The organism is Actinokineospora lacus, from assembly GCF_053813445.1.
The window spans coordinates 288,018-303,459 of the sequence record NZ_JBQERA010000007.1 but is presented as its reverse complement, the minus strand read 5'-3'; the positions used below and the strand labels follow the sequence as shown (position 1 = coordinate 303,459).

Genomic DNA, 15,442 nt, shown 5'->3' with positions numbered 1-15,442 from the left:
AGGGCTGGGACCCCGCGATGCGTACCGGAATCTGGCTGATCGGCGCCCGCGGCTCGGTGGCGACGACGACGGTGGCGGGCGCCGCCGCGCTGCGGGCGGGCATCGCCGCGCCGACCGGGTGTGTCACCGCGCTGCCCGAGTTCGCGGGCCTGGGGCTGCCCGGGTACGACGAGCTCGTCTTCGGCGGCCACGACGTGGTGGAGACCGGCCTGGTCAAGCGCGCGGAGATGCTGACCGAGGCAGGCGTGCTGCCGCCGGGGCTCGCCGAGCTGGTCCGGACCGACCTGCTCGCCGCCGACGCCGCCATCCGCCCGGGCGCGGACGTCCCCGCCCCGCACACCGACACCGGGCGGCGGACCGAGTTCGACCAGCGGGGTGAGCAGGTCGCGACCTCGCGCGCCAGCACCGGCGGGCAGACCGACTTCGACCGGCGGGGGGAGCGCGCCGACGCACAGGCCGAGACCATCGCCCGGCTGGTCGCCGACCTCACCGAGTTCCGCGAGGCGCACGAGCTGGAGCGGGTGGTGGTGGTCAACGTCGCGGCCACCGAGCCCCGGTCCGCGCCGGACCCGGCGCACGCGTCGTGGCCGCTGCTGGCCGCCGCGCTGAGCACCAGGTCGGTGCTGCCCGCCAGCTCGCTCTACGCGTGCGCCGCGCTGCTGGCCGACTGCCCGTTCGTCGACTTCACCCCGTCGACCGGGGCGCGGCTGCCCGCGCTGGACGAGCTGGCCCGCGAGCGCGGCGTGCCGTACGCGGGCAGCGACGGCAAGACCGGCGAGACGCTGGTGAAGTCCGCGCTGGCCTCGATGTTCGCCCGCCGCGCGCTGCGGGTGCGGTCGTGGTCGGGCACGAACCTCCTCGGCGGCGGCGACGGGGCCACGCTGGCCGACCCCGACCGCGCGGCGAGCAAGGCCGACTCCAAGGCCCAGGTGCTCGGCGCGATCCTCGGGCACCCGGTCGAGGGCGGCGTGCACATCCACCACGTCCCGGACCTGGGCGAGTGGAAGACCGCGTGGGACCACATCGGCTTCGCCGGGTTCCTCGGCGTGCGCATGACGATGCAGTTCACCTGGCAGGGCTGCGACTCGGCGCTGGCCGCGCCGCTGGTGCTCGACCTCGCGCGGCTGATCGCCGGGGTCCGACGGGGTGGGGCGGTGCCCGAGCTGGGGTTCTTCTTCAAGGACCCGGTCGCCAGTACCGAGCACGTGCTGGAGCGCCAGTTCGCCACGCTGCTGGACTGGGCGGCCCGCCGGTGAGCGCCTGGCTGAGCGCGGCCGCCGACGCGGTGCGCCGCGACCCCGCCGCCATCTTCACGCTGTTCCCGGTGGCGGGCAGGCACTGCGGCCAGGGGTCCGCGGGCGCCGACGCCGCGCGGGTCGAGCTGATCACCAGCCTTCCGCTGTCCGGCCCCGCGCTGGCCGAGACCCTCCTGCGGCTCTACCGCCACGGCGACGCCGCGGAACGGCGGGCGGTGCTGCTGGCGCTGCCAGCGGTGGCGGTGGGCCCGGCGGCCCTGCCGATCGTCGAGGACGCCTTGCGCACCAACGACTCCCGGCTCGTCCTGGCCGCCGTGGGCCGCTACGCCACACTCCACCTCAGCCCCGCCGCGTTCCGACAGGCGGTGCTCAAGTGCGTGTTCATGGGCCTGCCGCTGGCCGCCGTCGACGGGCTGCCCGAGCGCGCGGACGCGGAGCTGGCGGCGATGCTGGCCCGCTTCGCCGAGGAACGGGTCGCGGCCGGGCGCGCCGTGCCCGCCGACATCCGGCCGATCACCGAGGAGCTGGTGTGATCCGCATTTTCGACCCGCACATCCACATGACCTCCCGCACCACCGACGACTACGCCGCGATGGCCGCCGCCGGGGTGCGCGCCCTGGTCGAGCCCGCCTTCTGGCTCGGGCAGCCGCGCACATCCGTGGGGACCTTCATCGATTACTTCGACGCGCTGCTGGGCTGGGAGCCCTTCCGCGCGGCCGAGTTCGGGATCAGCCACCACTGCGCGATCGCGCTGAACCCCAAGGAGGCCAACGATCCCCGGCTCACCGAGGTGCTCGACGAGCTGCCGAGGTACCTGCTGAAGGACGGGGTGGTCGCCGTCGGCGAGATCGGCTACGACTCGATGACCCCGGCCGAGGACGCCGCCTTCGCCGCCCAGCTCGCCCTGGCCGTCGAGCACGGCCTGCCCGCCCTGGTGCACACCCCGCACCGCGACAAGGCCACCGGCACGCGCCGCACGCTGGACGTGGTGGCCGAGTCCGGCATCGGGGAGCACCGGGTCGTGGTCGACCACCTCAACGAGGTCACCGTGCGCGCGGTGGCCGACAGCGGCTGCTGGATGGGCTTCTCCATCTACCCCGACACCAAGATGAGCCCGGAGCGGATGGTGGCGCTGCTCGCCGAGTACGGCACCGAGCGCGTCCTGGTCAACTCCGCGGCCGACTGGGGCCGCAGCGACCCGCTGACCACGCGGCGCACGGCGGAGGCCATGCTGGGCGCCGGTTTCGGCGCCGACGCGGTGGACCAGGTGTTCTGGCGCAACCCGGTGGAGTTCTACGGGCAGAGCGGGCGCCTGCGGCTCGCCGACGCCACCGCCGCGGCCGAGTACGCGGGCAACTCCACCCGCCGCGGCGGGGAGTGACCCGACCGCTCCTCGTCCCTGGCCCGCCGGTCGACTTCGTCCAGACAACAGCGATACCCCGCGGCCACGAGGCCGCGGGGCACCAGTCGTGGTCACCGCCCGCCGGACCGCGGCGGACGGTGTCCACAAGAGAGGGACCTCAGTCCTGCTCGGGGGCGTCCGACCAGGACTGGACCCGCCACAGGGCGCCGGTTCCCGCGGTCGCCTCGACGCCGTCGTCGGACATCTCGAAGCTGCCGAAGTCCAGGACGTAGAGGTCCGATCCCGACGGGCCGAACCCGACGTCGATCGGGCGGTGCAGGGACAGGTCCACCCCGAGGCGGTGCACGCTCCAGTCCGCCGGGTCGACGCGCACCAGGTAGCGGCCCAGCGCGGGACCGCCGGAGGGCAGGCACATCGGGGCCTCGTCGCCGAACAGGGCGACGACGAGCTGGCCGGGGTGCTGGGCGGCGGATTCGGGCACCACGGCGAACTTCGTGGCCGACACGTGCGGCTCGAAGGCCACCAGCGCGGGCTCGGGCGGGGGCAGCTCGTCGTGGTTGGCGAGCAGGAAGGTCGGGGCGGGGCCGCGGGTCGGCACGAACGCCGGGTCGTTCACCGGGATGGCGCCGACGTAGTCCGGCCAGCCGTACCACGCGCCCTCGCGCACCTCGAAGAGCAGGTCGGGGGCGTCGCCGATGGGCCTGCTGCCGCGGTCGTCGGCGCCCTGGTCGACGCCGAGCAGCCGCCCGTCGGGCAGGAAGCCGAGCCCGAAGGCGTTGCGCAGCCCCCAGGCCACCAGCTCCAGCTCAGCGCCGTCGAGGTCGCAGCGCAGCACCGCGGCCGAGCACGGCAGCCCGGCGGGGACCCGCTGGCCCGCGGCGGTCTCCGCGCCGAACGGGACGAACCCGCCGGTGGCCGCCTCGGCGCCCGGCTCCTCGGAGAGCGGGTTGCGGGTGGTGACGTCCACGCCCGCGAGGACGACGTCCAGGCCCGGGATGTCGTGCTGGTGCGGCAGCATGCGCAGCCAGCCCAGCTCGTAGGCGTCGAGCCCCATCACCCCGAGGTTGGTCATCGCGCCCTGGCTGAAGTAGAGCTTGCGGTCGGCGCCGACCACGGCCATGTTCGTGTGGTAGTTGCCCGGTCCGGGCATGTCCTTGACCACCGGCGTGCGGGTGCCGTCCGGGGCGATGCGGGTGATCCGTCCCGCGCCGCCCTCGGAGACGAACAGGTCCTCCTCGAACCAGCACAGCCCGGTGATCGGGGCGGCCAGCTCATCGGCGACGAGCGTGCGCTCGGCGCCGTCCACCAGCCACACCTTCCCGCCGGGCACGGCGTCGCCGAAGCCGAGGCCGGACTCGGCGACGTAGACGCGGCCCGCGTCGTCGAAGGCGATGCTCGTGGGGAAGTTCAGGCCGCCTGCGACCAACTCGGGAACTGACATCACGGTCCTCCAGCGAATGTCCAAAAGGGATGGTCGACCAGCGGTCTGCGAGGTGTCTACCAGCGCGCGCACGCGACGGTCAAGCACCGGTCACGCCCGGCTGATCGTCGGTCACGGCCTGTTTCCCCTTGTGCGGCAGGGGTTTCCCAGTCAAGGAGGACCACGGAGGCCAGCATTCCGGAAGAAGCCCGCTCACCCGTTCGCCGGTAGCGTTCGGGGCGCCAGAACGCTGACCCAGGCGTCAGCGCCGATGCGTCGCTGGAGATTGGGGTCGAATACACATGCGTCCGACATTACTCGGCGGCGGCCGAAGGTTCCGCCGTCCACTCTATCTCGCCGCCGTGGGGATCACCTTGGTCGCGGCGAGCGCGGCGGGAGTCCCCTCGGTCGCCGATTCGTCCCATGATCGGCGCGGAGGCATCGCGCAGAGCTGGGGACAACCCAACGCGGACAAGGAAGGCACCCGCCGCGTCGGGGGCCCGATCAACGCGCGCACCGTCGGCGACCTCGAAGTCGCCTGGCGCGTGCCGATCCACCTGAACACCGGCTGGCACGGCTCCTACGCCACCACACCGGTCGTGGCCAACGGGGTCGTCTACACCCAGGACCTCTCGTCCAACGTCTACGCGATCGACCTGCGCAGCGGGCGTCAACTGTGGACGAAGATGTACAACTCGCTCACCAACGGCCCCAACGGCGTCGCCGTCGACCAGGGCCGGGTCTACGGCGCGACGGTCGACTCGGCGTTCGCGCTCGACGCGCGCACCGGCCGCGAGCTGTGGCGCAAGAAGCTGACCCGGCCGGGCGCCGACGGCGTCAACGAGGGCATCGACATGGCCCCCGGCGTCCACCGCGGCACGGTCTACATCTCCACCGTCCCGGGCAACGGCACCAGCTTCTTCAAGGGCAACGGCGTCGGCGTGCTGTTCGCGCTGGACGGTCGCACCGGGCGTACCAAGTGGAAGTTCAACACCGTGCCCACGGACCTGTGGGGCAACAAGGAGATCAACTCCGGCGGCGGCCTCTGGTACCCGCCGTCCTTCGACGAGCGCGGTGACGTCTACGCCGCGATCGCCAACCCCGGTCCGTTCCTGGGCACCGAGGAGTTCCCGTGGGGCTCCAGCCGCCCCGGCCCGAACCTCTACACGAACTCCGTGGTCAAGCTCGACGGCCGCACCGGGAAGCTGCTCTGGTACAACCAGGTCCTGCCGCACGACATCTACGACTGGGACCTGCAGAACACCCCGATCATCGCGAAGGCGAACGGGCAGAAGGTCGTCATCGGCTCCGGCAAGACCGGCTACGTCTACTCCTTCGACCGCCACAGCGGCGAGCTGCTGTGGAAGACCCCGGTCGGCCGTCACAACGGCCACGACGACGACAACCTGATCGCGATGAGCGGCGAGATGTCCCGGATGCCGCGGATGCCCTTCGAGCTCTACCCTGGCGTCCTCGGCGGCCTGCCCGCCCCGGCGGCGATCGACGACACCACGATCTACGCCGCGGTGAACAACCACCCGGTGACCTGGCAGCGCCAGACCCCGCCGCCGATCATCCCGCCGTTCTTCGAGGGCACCGGCGAGATGGTCGCCCTCGATCTGGTGACCGGCAAGATCAAGTGGTCGCACCACCTGCCCTACTCGCCGTTCGGCGGTTCCACCGTGGTCAACGACCTGGTGTTCACCACCACCCTCGACGGCGGCATCCACGCGATCAACACCAAGACCGGCCAGAGCGCGTGGCAGGGCAAGCTGCGCGGCGCGGGCAACGCCCCGGTCGCCATCCACGGCGACACGCTGCTGGCCGCCAGCACGTGGCCGCAGTCGGCGAACGAGAAGGCCGAGATCGTCGCGTACCGCCTCAAGCGCTGAGGTGACCGCGCTGAGGTGACCGCGCTGGGATAACCGCGCTGGGATGGGCACCACCCGAAATCGGGGAACCGGCACGCCGGTTCCCCGATTTTCGTCGTCCACCGGCACATTCCTTTGTAGACCGCAGCCGGAGAGATGCGCCCCGGCCTGGCGAAAGCGAGAATTCACCCGTCGCCACTCACGCGGATGGACAGGTACAGACCATGCAGCCGTTCCGAATCGACGTCCCCCAGGCCGACCTCGACGAGTTACACCGGCGGATCGCCGCCACGCGGTGGCCAGCCGAACTGCCCGGTGTCGGCTGGGACCGCGGTGTCCCCCTGGACTACCTGCGCGAGCTGGCCGACTACTGGCGCACGAGCTTCGACTGGCGCGCCGCCGAGGCCCGCATCAACCAGCACCCCCAGTTCACCACCGAGATCGACGGCGCCGACATCCACTTCCTGCACGTGCGCTCCCCCGAGCCCACGGCCAAGCCCCTGCTCCTGACCCACGGCTGGCCCGGCTGCGTCGCGGAGTTCCTGGACGTCATCGGCCCGCTGACCGACCCGCGCGCCCACGGTGGCGACCCGGCCGACGCCTTCCACGTGGTCATCCCGTCGCTGCCCGGCTACGGCTTCTCCACCCTGCCGGACACCGGCTGGGACGTCGTGCGCATCGCCCGCGCCTGGGCCGAGCTGATGAACCGCCTCGGCTACGACCGCTACCTGGCCCAGGGCGGCGACGCGGGCTCGGTCGTGTCCCTGGTCCTCGGCCAGGTCGACCCCGAGCACCTGGCGGGCGTCCACGTGAACATGCTGATGACCTTCCCCTCCGGCGACCCCGCCGAGATGGCGGCCCTGGGCCCGGAGGACATGGAGCGCCTCGGCAGGCTCGGCCGATTCGACGCCGACCAGTCCGGGTACATGAAGATCCAGTCGACCCGGCCGCAGACCCTGGCCTACGCGCTCACCGACTCGCCGGTGGGGCAGCTGGCCTGGATCGTGGAGAAGTTCAAGGAGTGGACCGACTCGGCGAAGGCGCCCGAGGACGCCATCGACCGCGACCAGATCCTCACCATCGTCACCATCTACTGGCTGACCGCGACGGCGGGCTCCTCGGCGCAGTTCTACTACGAGGGCGCCGAGGGCGTGCGCATGGCCGCCAGCGGGGCGGTCCCGCCGCCGCTGTCGATGCCGGTCGCGGTGGCGGTCTTCCCCAAGGACCTGTTCGTCCCGGTGAAGCCCTTCGCGTACCGGGACATCCCCAGCATCTCCCAGTGGACCGAGTTCGAGCGCGGCGGGCACTTCGCGGCGCTGGAGCAGCCCGAGCTGCTGGTGGAGGACATCCGCAAGTTCGCGCGCATGGTCTGAGCCCTGGCGAAACACCCCGGCTGAGTTCGCTCAGCCGGGGTGTTTCGCGTGCCCTGGCACTGCGAAGAAACGCTATGCGAAACCGCCCCGGTCCTGTGTGGACCGGGGCGGCTCGCGGGTCACCGATCAGGCGGCCTGATCGACGACACCACCCGCGGGAGGCGGGGTGTTCTTGGACTTGCGCAGCACCCGGAGCATCATCGCCGGGCTCATCAGCGCGTTGGGCGGGTCGACCAGCCCGGCCACCCGCATGAACGTCCTGGTGACCTGGCCGTCGCGGGTGGCGGCGGCCTGGAGCTTGGCCATGTAGGCGTTGCCCACCTTGACCTTGGTCGTGCGCTTGCCCTCGACATCGGGGAAGCTGAGGTCACCGCTCGCGGAGATGTCCCACGGGACGTCGATGATCGCCGAGATGTCCTTGAAGAACTGCCTGGCGTCCGGGGCGACCCCGGCCGACAGGTGCTCGCGCAGGGCCAGCGCCTCCAGCCCGGCGACCGTCATGCCCTGGCCGTAGACCGGGTTGAAGCTGCACGCCGCGTCGCCCAGGACCAGGTAGTGGCCCGGGAAACGGGTGAGGCGCTCGTAGTGGCGGCGCTGGCTGGCGGGGTACCGGAAGGTCACCGCGTCGTCCAGCGGAACCGCGTCCTTGATGACGTCGTAGACGTCCTGGACCGGCAGCGTCTTCGTCCAGGCGAGGAAGCCGTCGGGGTCGGTCGGCGCCGCGTCGCCGAGGACGCCGGTCAGCGACAGCACGCACTTGCCGCCCTCGATCCGGGAGAAGAACGCGCCCCGGGGGAACCCGGGCGAGGCGACCGGGTTGATCGAGAGGTCGCCGTTGAGGATGGACTCGTCCGGCAGTCGGTAGTGTCGGGTCGTGTAGCTGAGGTTGATCTTGATGCGGTCCTCGGCAGGCCGCTCGTAGCCCAGCTCCTCCAGCCACACCGGGGTCCGCGAGCCGCGGCCGGTGGCGTCGACGACGAGGTCGGCGTCGAGCACCCTCGGCTCGCTGCCCTCCTCCTGCGCCTGCACCCGGACGCCGGTCACCCGGGAGTTGTCCGGGGTCGTGACCAGGCCGACGATGTCGGTCCGCTCGACGAAGTCCACGTTGCCCAGTTCCGTGACGCGGGACCGGACCAGGCTCTCCAACACCGGCCTGGCGGCCGAGACGCAGACCAGGCCCGTGGTCGCGGGCGCCAGGCGCTGTCCGTTGAAGTACCAGCGCAGCTCGCCGAGGTCCCCCGTGGGCACGCCCGCGGCGACGGCGCCGCTGGTGAAGCCGGGGAACAGCTCGTCGAGGATCTGCTGGCCGCGGGCGAGCAGCCCGTGCACGTGCCTGCCCTGCGGCACACCGCGCCGGGCCGTGGTCACCCCGAGCAGGGTGTCGCGGTCCACGATCAGCACCTCGGCGTACGACTCCGACAGCACGCGGGCTGCGAGCAGACCTGCCATGCTGCCACCTAACACAACCGCGCGTTCACCCACCTTGGTGCTCATCGCGGCCACCTCCTGCCTTGAGCTTGGCGATCATGTTGGTCGTGGGGTTTCAGATCCGGACTCGGCGATCGGCGGTGCGGTTGAGCCACCACTGCACGAGCATCAGGTTGACCACCCAGCCGACCCAGCGCGCGGCCTCGAGCAGGTAGTTGATGTCCGGCGGTGTCGGCAGAGCCAGCCCGATGTTGACGATGACAACGCCCCACACGTTGTTCATGGCCACGGCGAAGCTGTAGAGCATGTAGCGGCGGTGCCGGGCGAACTTGCGGGCGCGCGCGGCCCACATGCCCGCGACGGCGGTGCCCATCCAGACCAGGGTGGCGAAACTGACGCCGATCTGGCCCACCGGCGGGGCGAACCCGACGATGATCAGTGCGAGAACACCGGCGACGACGGTCGAGACCACGTACACGCGCCCGCTCCAGCGGTGCAGGGCGGGACGCGTCTGGCGCAGCCACGGCCACAGCTGCAGGCAGATCGTCAGCAGCGCGATCGTGCCGAACACCATGTGGGTGATCAGGATCGGGTAGTAGGCGGGGAACCCGGCGTGCGGCGGGACCGGCGCCTGGGCCTCCGGCGTCCCCACGAACGGGCTGAGTTGGAAGGCCAGGTAGCCCACCACAACCAGCCACAGGGGCACGATCCACGGCCGCCGCCACAACGGCTTCTCCGCGCGCGGCCTTACTCCATTGGGTGTGCCCGAAGCCGGCTTCTCAGCGACGGGCAGGTTCACCCTCTCCATGTTCTGCGTCACGTCGGCTCCTCGATTTGGGCCTCTCACCTGCGGTGTTCCCGCGCGTTAGCGTCACAGCAGGCCCACGTGCACCGCATCTCCTTGGTTGCGCCCAGACCATGGGCACGCTGGGAGAGCGGGGATGCGCGCCCGGCTGGGACGATGGACGTCCGAGTACGCGCGCGAAACGGAGGCGTGGTGTGAGGATCGGGCTGGAGTTCGGTGATTTCGCCTGGGACGGCGGGCCTTCCGCGATGGCGGACACGGTCGTTCGCTTCGCCAGGACGGCAGATGAGTCAGGAGTGGCGCTGCTGGGGGTGGGCGACCACTTGTGGCAGGGGCCGCACGCCGGGGGGCCGGAATCGCCGCAGCTGGAGTGCTTCACCACGCTGGCGCTGATGGCGGCCTACACGCAGCGGTGCCAGCTGGCGCCGATCGTCGCCGGGGTGCACTTCCGCGCGCCCGCGGTGCTGGTGAAGACCGTGACCACTTTGGACATCCTGTCCGGGGGCCGCGCGGTCCTGGGCATCGGCGCCGGGTGGGACGCCGACGAGGCCGCCGGGATGGGGGTGGAGTTCCCGCCGGTCGGGGCGCGGTTCGAGATGCTGGAGGAGGCCCTGCGGATCTGTCGGCAGCTGTGGGACGGCGAGCGGGGGGACGAGAAGCCCTTCGCCGGGGTGCACTACCGGCTGGAGCGGGCGCTGAACATGCCGCAGAGCCTGTCCCGGCCGCACCCGCCCATCCTGATCGGCGGCGGCGGGAAGCGGACCCTGCGGCTGGTCGCGCAGTACGGGGACGCGTGCAACCTCTACCCCACGCCGGACCTCGCGGAGAAGCTGGCGCTGCTGCGGGAGTACTGCGATGAGTACGGGCGGGACTACGAGTCGATCGAGAAGACGTGCATCCTGCCGTTCTCGGTGAACGCCGACGGGTCGGGGACCGGTGAGCTGGTCGACTTCCTGGGGAACCTGGGGCAGCTGGGTATTCAGCTGGCCATCGGGATCGTGAACGGGGCCGACCCCGTGCGCACGGCCGAGGTCGTCGGGGAGAAGGTCGTCGCGGAGGTGGCGTCCTTCTAGGTTTCGGGGGCCAAAACCGGCTTGATCCTCTCCGGGTCAGGCCGGTTTTGGCGTTGGCGCCCGGATTTCCCCCGACGAGGACAGCCCGCCGGTACGTCCACGGCTGTGGAGTACCGGCGGGCTGTCTCGGTGTGGTTGTCCCGTGTCCCGTGTCGGGTCAGCGGGGCTCGTAGTTGAGGTTGGGGCGCAGCCAACGCTCCACTTCGGACAGCGTGAGGGCGCGGCGGGTGGCGTAGTCGGAGACCTGGTCCCGGCCCAGGCGGCCCACCGTGAAGTAGCGGGATGCCGGGTGGGCGAAGATCAGGCCGCTGACGCTGGCCGCCGGGGTCATGGCGAAGCTGTCGGTCAGCGCCATGCCGATGGAGTCCGCGTCCAGGAGGTCGAACAGGTGCTGCTTGAGGCTGTGGTCCGGCGACGCCGGGTAGCCCAGGGCCGGGCGGATGCCGCGGAAGCGCTCGGCGTGGAGGTCCTCGATGGCGGGCTCCGAGCCGGGCTCGAACCACTCGCGGCGGGCCCGCAGGTGCAGGTGCTCGGCGAAGGCCTCGGCGAGGCGGTCGGCCAGCGCCTTGACCATGATGGCCCGGTAGTCGTCGTGCTGGGACTCGTGGTGCTTGGCCAGGGTCTCGGCGCCGTGGATGGTGACCGCGAAGCCGCCGATGTGGTCGCCTTCCGGGGCGATGTAGTCGGCCAGGCACCGGTTGGGGCGGCCTTCGGGCTTCTGGGTCTGCTGGCGCAGCATCGGGAAGGACGGGCCGTCCTCCAGGATGATGTCGTCGCCCTCGGAGTGGGCGGGCCAGAAACCGTAGGCGCCGCGGGCCTCGAAGGAGTTCTCGGCGATGATCTGGTCCAGCAGGGTGTTCGCGTCGTCGAACAGCTCGCGGGCCACCGGCTGGTCGAGGATCGCCGGGTACTTGCCCTTGAGCTCCCAGGCCAGGAACAGGAACTGCCAGTCGATCATCTCGCGCAGCTCGGCGATGGCGGGCGTGACGTGGCGGGTCCCGGTGAAGGCCGGGACCGGGAGGTCGGAGAAGTCGACGCGCTCGGGGTTGGCCCTGGCCTTGGCCACCGTGAGCATCGGGGTGCGCTCGCGGGCCTCGTGCTGCTCGCGCAGGCGCTGCTGGTCGGTCTTGGTGGTGCTCGCCAGCTCCGCGGCGCGGTCGGCGTCCAGCAGGTCGGAGACGACGCCGACGACCCGGGAGGCGTCCAGGACGTGGACGACCGTCTCCTCGTACGCCGGGGCGATGCGCACGGCGGTGTGCTGGCGGGAGGTGGTGGCGCCGCCGATCAGCAGCGGCAGCTTGAGGCCGCGGCGCTGCATCTCGGTGGCCACCGCCACCATCTCGTCGAGGGACGGGGTGATCAGGCCGGACAGCCCGATCGCGTCGGCGCCCTCGGCGACGGCGGTGTCGATGATCTTGGCCGTGGGCACCATGACGCCCAGGTCGATGACGTCGTAGTTGTTGCAGCCCAGGACGACCCCGACGATGTTCTTGCCGATGTCGTGGACGTCGCCCTTGACCGTGGCCAGCACGACCTTGCCGTTGCCGCGGCTGACCGTGCCCGCCTCGGCGAGCCTGGCCTTCTCCGCCTCCATGTACGGCTCCAGGTACGCCACCGAGCGCTTCATCACGCGGGCGCTCTTGACCACCTGGGGGAGGAACATCTTGCCCGCGCCGAACAGGTCGCCGACGATCTTCATGCCGTCCATCAGCGGGCCCTCGATGACGTCGAGGGGGCGCGCCGCGACGGCCCTGGCCTCCTCGGTGTCGGCCTCGATGAAGTCGACGATGCCGTGCACCAGCGCGTGCGCCAGGCGCTTCTCGACGGGGCCCTCGCGCCAGGTGAGGTCGACCTCGCGCTTCTTGCCCTTGCCGCTGACCGTCTCGGCGAAGGAGACCAGCCGGTCGGTGGCGTCGGGGCGGCGGGCGAAGAGCACGTCCTCGACCAGCTCCAGCAGCTCGGCCGGGATGTCCTGGTAGACCGCGAGCTGGCCCGCGTTGACGATGCCCATGTCCAGGCCGACCTTGGCGGCGTGGAACAGGAACGCCGAGTGCATGGCCTCGCGGACGATGTCGTTGCCGCGGAAGGAGAACGACAGGTTGGAGATGCCGCCGCTGGTGCGCGTGCCCGGACAGCGCTCCTTGATCCTGGGCAGCGCGTCGAGGAACTCCTTGGCGTAGTTGTCGTGCTCGGCGATGCCGGTGGCCACGGCCAGGACGTTGGGGTCGAAGATGATGTCCTCGGGCGGGAAGCCCGCCTTCTGGGTCAGCAGGTCGTAGGCCCGCCCGCAGATCCCCACCTTGCGGTCGGCGGTGTCGGCCTGGCCCTGCTCGTCGAAGGCCATCACCACCACGCCCGCGCCGAAGTCGCGGATGCGCCGGGCCTGCTCCAGGAACTGGCCCTCGCCCTCCTTGAGGCTGATGGAGTTGACCACGCCCTTGCCCTGCACGCACTTGAGCCCGGCCTCCAGCACGCTCCACCGCGAGCTGTCGACCACGATGGGGATGCGGGCCACCTCGGGCTCGGTGGCGATCAGGTTGAGGAAGGTGGTCATGGCCTGCTCGCTGTCGAGCAGGTCGGCGTCCATGTTGACGTCGAGCAGGTTGGCCCCGCCGCGCACCTGGTCCAGCGCGACGTCGACGGCGGCCTGGAAGTCCTTGGCCTCGATCAGCCTGCGGAACTTCGCCGACCCGGTGACGTTGGTCCGCTCGCCGATCATGACGAAACCGGTGTCCGGGCCGATGGCGAAGGGCTCGAGGCCGCTGAACCGGGTGCTCGCCTGCGGGGCGGGCACGTGCCGCGGGGACAGCCCGGCGACCGCCGCGGCGATCCTCTCGATGTGCGCCGGGGTGGTGCCGCAGCAGCCGCCGACGATGTTGACCATGCCGTCCTTGGCGAACTCGCCGAGCAGCTGGGCGGTCTCGTCCGGGGTCTGGTCGTAGCCGCCGAAGGCGTTGGGCAGCCCGGCGTTGGGGTGGCAGGCGGTGTAGGTGCCCGCCAGCCGGGCCATCTCCACCGCGTGCGGGCGCAGCTCCTCGGCGCCCAGCGCGCAGTTCAGGCCCACCACCAGCGGGTCGGCGTGCTCGATGGAGCTCCAGAACGCCTCGACGGTCTGCCCGGACAGGGTGCGCCCGGAGAGGTCGACGATGGTGACCGAGATCCACAGCGGCAGGTGCGGGGCGACCTCGCGGGCCGCGGCGACGGCGGCCTTGGCGTTGAGGGTGTCGAAGATGGTCTCGACCATCAGCAGGTCGACGCCGCCCTCGGCGAGCGCGGCGATCTGCTCGGCGTAGGAGGCGACGACGTCGTCGAAGGTGACCGCCCGGTAGGCCGGGTCCTCCACCTTGGGCGAGAGCGACAGGGTGACGTTGAGCGGTCCGATCGAGCCCGCGACGAACCGCCCGCCGAACTCGTCGGCCGCCTGGCGGGCCAGCTGGGCGGCGCGCAGGTTCATCTCGCGCACCAGCGGCTGCAGCTGGTAGTCGGCCTGGCCGATGCCGGTGGCGGTGAAGGTGTTGGTGGTGGTGATGTCCGCGCCCGCGGCCAGGTACTGGCGGTGGATGTCCAGGATGACGTCCGGGCGGGTGAGGTTGAGCAGGTCGGGGTCGCCGCTGACGTCGCAGGGGTGATCGCCGATCAGGTCCCCGCGGTAGTCTTCGGGGGTGAGCTTCGCGTTCTGCAGCATGGTGCCCCAGGCACCGTCGAGAACCGCGATCCGCTGGTCCAACAGTTCCGTCAGGGTTGTACGCACCCGTCACCTCCCGTGTCGTGGGAGGCGCCCTTGCAATGGTGGACTGGACCGAGCGTGGCGGACCAAGTCCGTTGCAGCGCCTCTCGGCCCGCGGACGAAATTACCTCACCGCTGAAGATCATGCCACCGGTCAAGCCCCGGGGACCAGCCTTCGCGGACCGACAAAAGCCGCGGCACCGGTGAGCAGATATCCCAGCGCCGGACCATAGGCTCCCGCACTCAGTTCGGTGAACCCGTTGGCCCCCACCAGGTCCACCACCGCGCCAATGTGCACACCGGACAGTCCCAGCAGGATCAATCCGGCAATTCGACGGAACATCCCGACCGCCGACTTGAGCACGAACAGCACGATCACGAGTGCAACAAGTGACACCGCGGCCAGTGCGATCTCGAATGGTGAGAAACCGCTCGCCTCGCCGAAGAGCCCGGTCGCCGGTCCGAGGCCGTAGCGCAGGGCCACGTAGCCCAGGCCGAGCACGGTGAGCGCGACCCAGATCACCTTCATCGCCACCGATTCGAGCACGGCGGCGAAGGACAGCAGCACGCCCAGGAAGACCAGCGGGTAGCTCAGGACCGCCACGTACCAGTCGCCGAAGCCGCCCGCCTGCCCGTCGGTCACCCGCTGCCAGATGCCCGCCAGCGACAGGTCTCCCCCGCCCCCGCTCACCCACGGCAGCACCGTGACGCTGACCAGCAGCACCAGCGCGCCGACGATGGCCAGGACGAGCCCGGCCCCGAGCACCCTCCGCCCCCGCGACCGCGGCGCGCTCGGCCGCGGCGGCGCGTCCCGGCCGACCGTGCTCCGGGGCTGGGCGGGGGACTCGCCGTATCCGCGCTGCCACTCCCGCTGGAGGTGCTCCTGGTGGAGGCGCTCCTGGTGGGACGGGGCCTGCTGCGGCGTCCTGCCGTCCCAGTACGGCTCGGCCTGCCCGGAAACCGGCCTGTTCACCGGCGGGCGGTGGGGCTGCTGCCCGCGGTACGGATCGGGCCGGTAGGGATCGGGCCGGTACGGGTCGGACGGTGGCTGCGACACGCCACGCACGGTACTCCTGGCAGGTCGGCATCTCGACGCCTGCGAACAGTCGGGCCATCGCGCTCCTTC

General features: G+C 71.4%; 11 protein-coding genes and 1 riboswitch. Of the genes, 6 read left to right on the top strand and 5 right to left on the bottom strand.

All coding sequences use genetic code 11. The features are described from left to right. Positions 1-17: 17 nt before the first annotated feature. From ACTG9Q_RS19790 to ACTG9Q_RS19780, 3 genes are read left to right on the top strand one after another with little or no spacing between them, the layout of a single operon-like run. Positions 18-1,256, top strand: a complete 1,239-nt coding sequence (locus ACTG9Q_RS19790; RefSeq protein ID WP_455574298.1) for an inositol-3-phosphate synthase — start codon at positions 18-20, stop codon at positions 1,254-1,256. After that, a complete protein-coding gene (locus tag ACTG9Q_RS19785; RefSeq protein WP_455574297.1) occupies positions 1,253-1,789 on the top strand; it encodes an EboA domain-containing protein in 537 nt (178 codons plus the stop codon). The genes ACTG9Q_RS19790 and ACTG9Q_RS19785 overlap by 4 nt, the downstream gene beginning before the upstream one ends. Continuing rightward, positions 1,789-2,637: a TatD family hydrolase gene (locus tag ACTG9Q_RS19780; RefSeq protein ID WP_455574426.1), complete on the top strand. Its 849-nt coding sequence runs from the start codon at positions 1,789-1,791 to the stop codon at positions 2,635-2,637. Before ACTG9Q_RS19785 ends, ACTG9Q_RS19780 begins: the two co-directional genes overlap by 1 nt. A 139-nt stretch (positions 2,638-2,776) precedes the next feature. Here the strand turns inward: ACTG9Q_RS19780 and ACTG9Q_RS19775 are convergent, their stop codons facing one another. Then, positions 2,777-4,060, bottom strand: coding sequence for a PQQ-dependent sugar dehydrogenase (locus ACTG9Q_RS19775; RefSeq protein ID WP_455574296.1), 1,284 nt, complete (start codon positions 4,058-4,060; stop codon positions 2,777-2,779). Positions 4,061-4,401: 341 nt separating this feature from the next. Here ACTG9Q_RS19775 and ACTG9Q_RS19770 point away from each other — a divergent pair, with 341 nt between their 5' ends. After that, positions 4,402-5,931, top strand: a complete 1,530-nt coding sequence (locus ACTG9Q_RS19770; protein ID WP_455574295.1) for an outer membrane protein assembly factor BamB family protein — start codon at positions 4,402-4,404, stop codon at positions 5,929-5,931. 203 nt (positions 5,932-6,134) lie between these two features. Continuing rightward, positions 6,135-7,283 (top strand): epoxide hydrolase family protein, encoded by a 1,149-nt coding sequence (locus tag ACTG9Q_RS19765; protein ID WP_455574294.1) that lies wholly within the window; start codon positions 6,135-6,137, stop codon positions 7,281-7,283. Between the two features lie 126 nt (positions 7,284-7,409). On the opposite strand, the gene ACTG9Q_RS19760 is transcribed toward ACTG9Q_RS19765, so the two are convergent. Both ACTG9Q_RS19760 and ACTG9Q_RS19755 read right to left on the bottom strand, forming a co-directional pair. Next, positions 7,410-8,777, bottom strand: a complete 1,368-nt coding sequence (locus tag ACTG9Q_RS19760; RefSeq protein WP_455574293.1) for an FAD-dependent oxidoreductase — start codon at positions 8,775-8,777, stop codon at positions 7,410-7,412. Positions 8,778-8,826: 49 nt separating this feature from the next. Continuing rightward, positions 8,827-9,531: a DUF2306 domain-containing protein gene (locus tag ACTG9Q_RS19755; protein WP_455574292.1), complete on the bottom strand. Its 705-nt coding sequence runs from the start codon at positions 9,529-9,531 to the stop codon at positions 8,827-8,829. Positions 9,532-9,710: 179 nt separating this feature from the next. Between ACTG9Q_RS19755 and ACTG9Q_RS19750 the strand changes: the two genes are divergently transcribed. Further along, positions 9,711-10,589, top strand: a complete 879-nt coding sequence (locus ACTG9Q_RS19750; protein ID WP_455574291.1) for a TIGR03560 family F420-dependent LLM class oxidoreductase — start codon at positions 9,711-9,713, stop codon at positions 10,587-10,589. Between the two features lie 157 nt (positions 10,590-10,746). On the opposite strand, the gene metH is transcribed toward ACTG9Q_RS19750, so the two are convergent. Next, the gene (metH, locus tag ACTG9Q_RS19745) at positions 10,747-14,340 is read right to left on the bottom strand and encodes a methionine synthase (protein ID WP_455574290.1); all 3,594 of its coding nucleotides are present in this window, start codon (positions 14,338-14,340) and stop codon (positions 10,747-10,749) included. Between the two features lie 15 nt (positions 14,341-14,355). Next, positions 14,356-14,431, bottom strand: a riboswitch (S-adenosyl-L-homocysteine riboswitch). Between the two features lie 39 nt (positions 14,432-14,470). Then, positions 14,471-15,373, bottom strand: a complete 903-nt coding sequence (locus tag ACTG9Q_RS19740; protein ID WP_455574289.1) for a hypothetical protein — start codon at positions 15,371-15,373, stop codon at positions 14,471-14,473. Positions 15,374-15,442 lie beyond the last annotated feature (69 nt).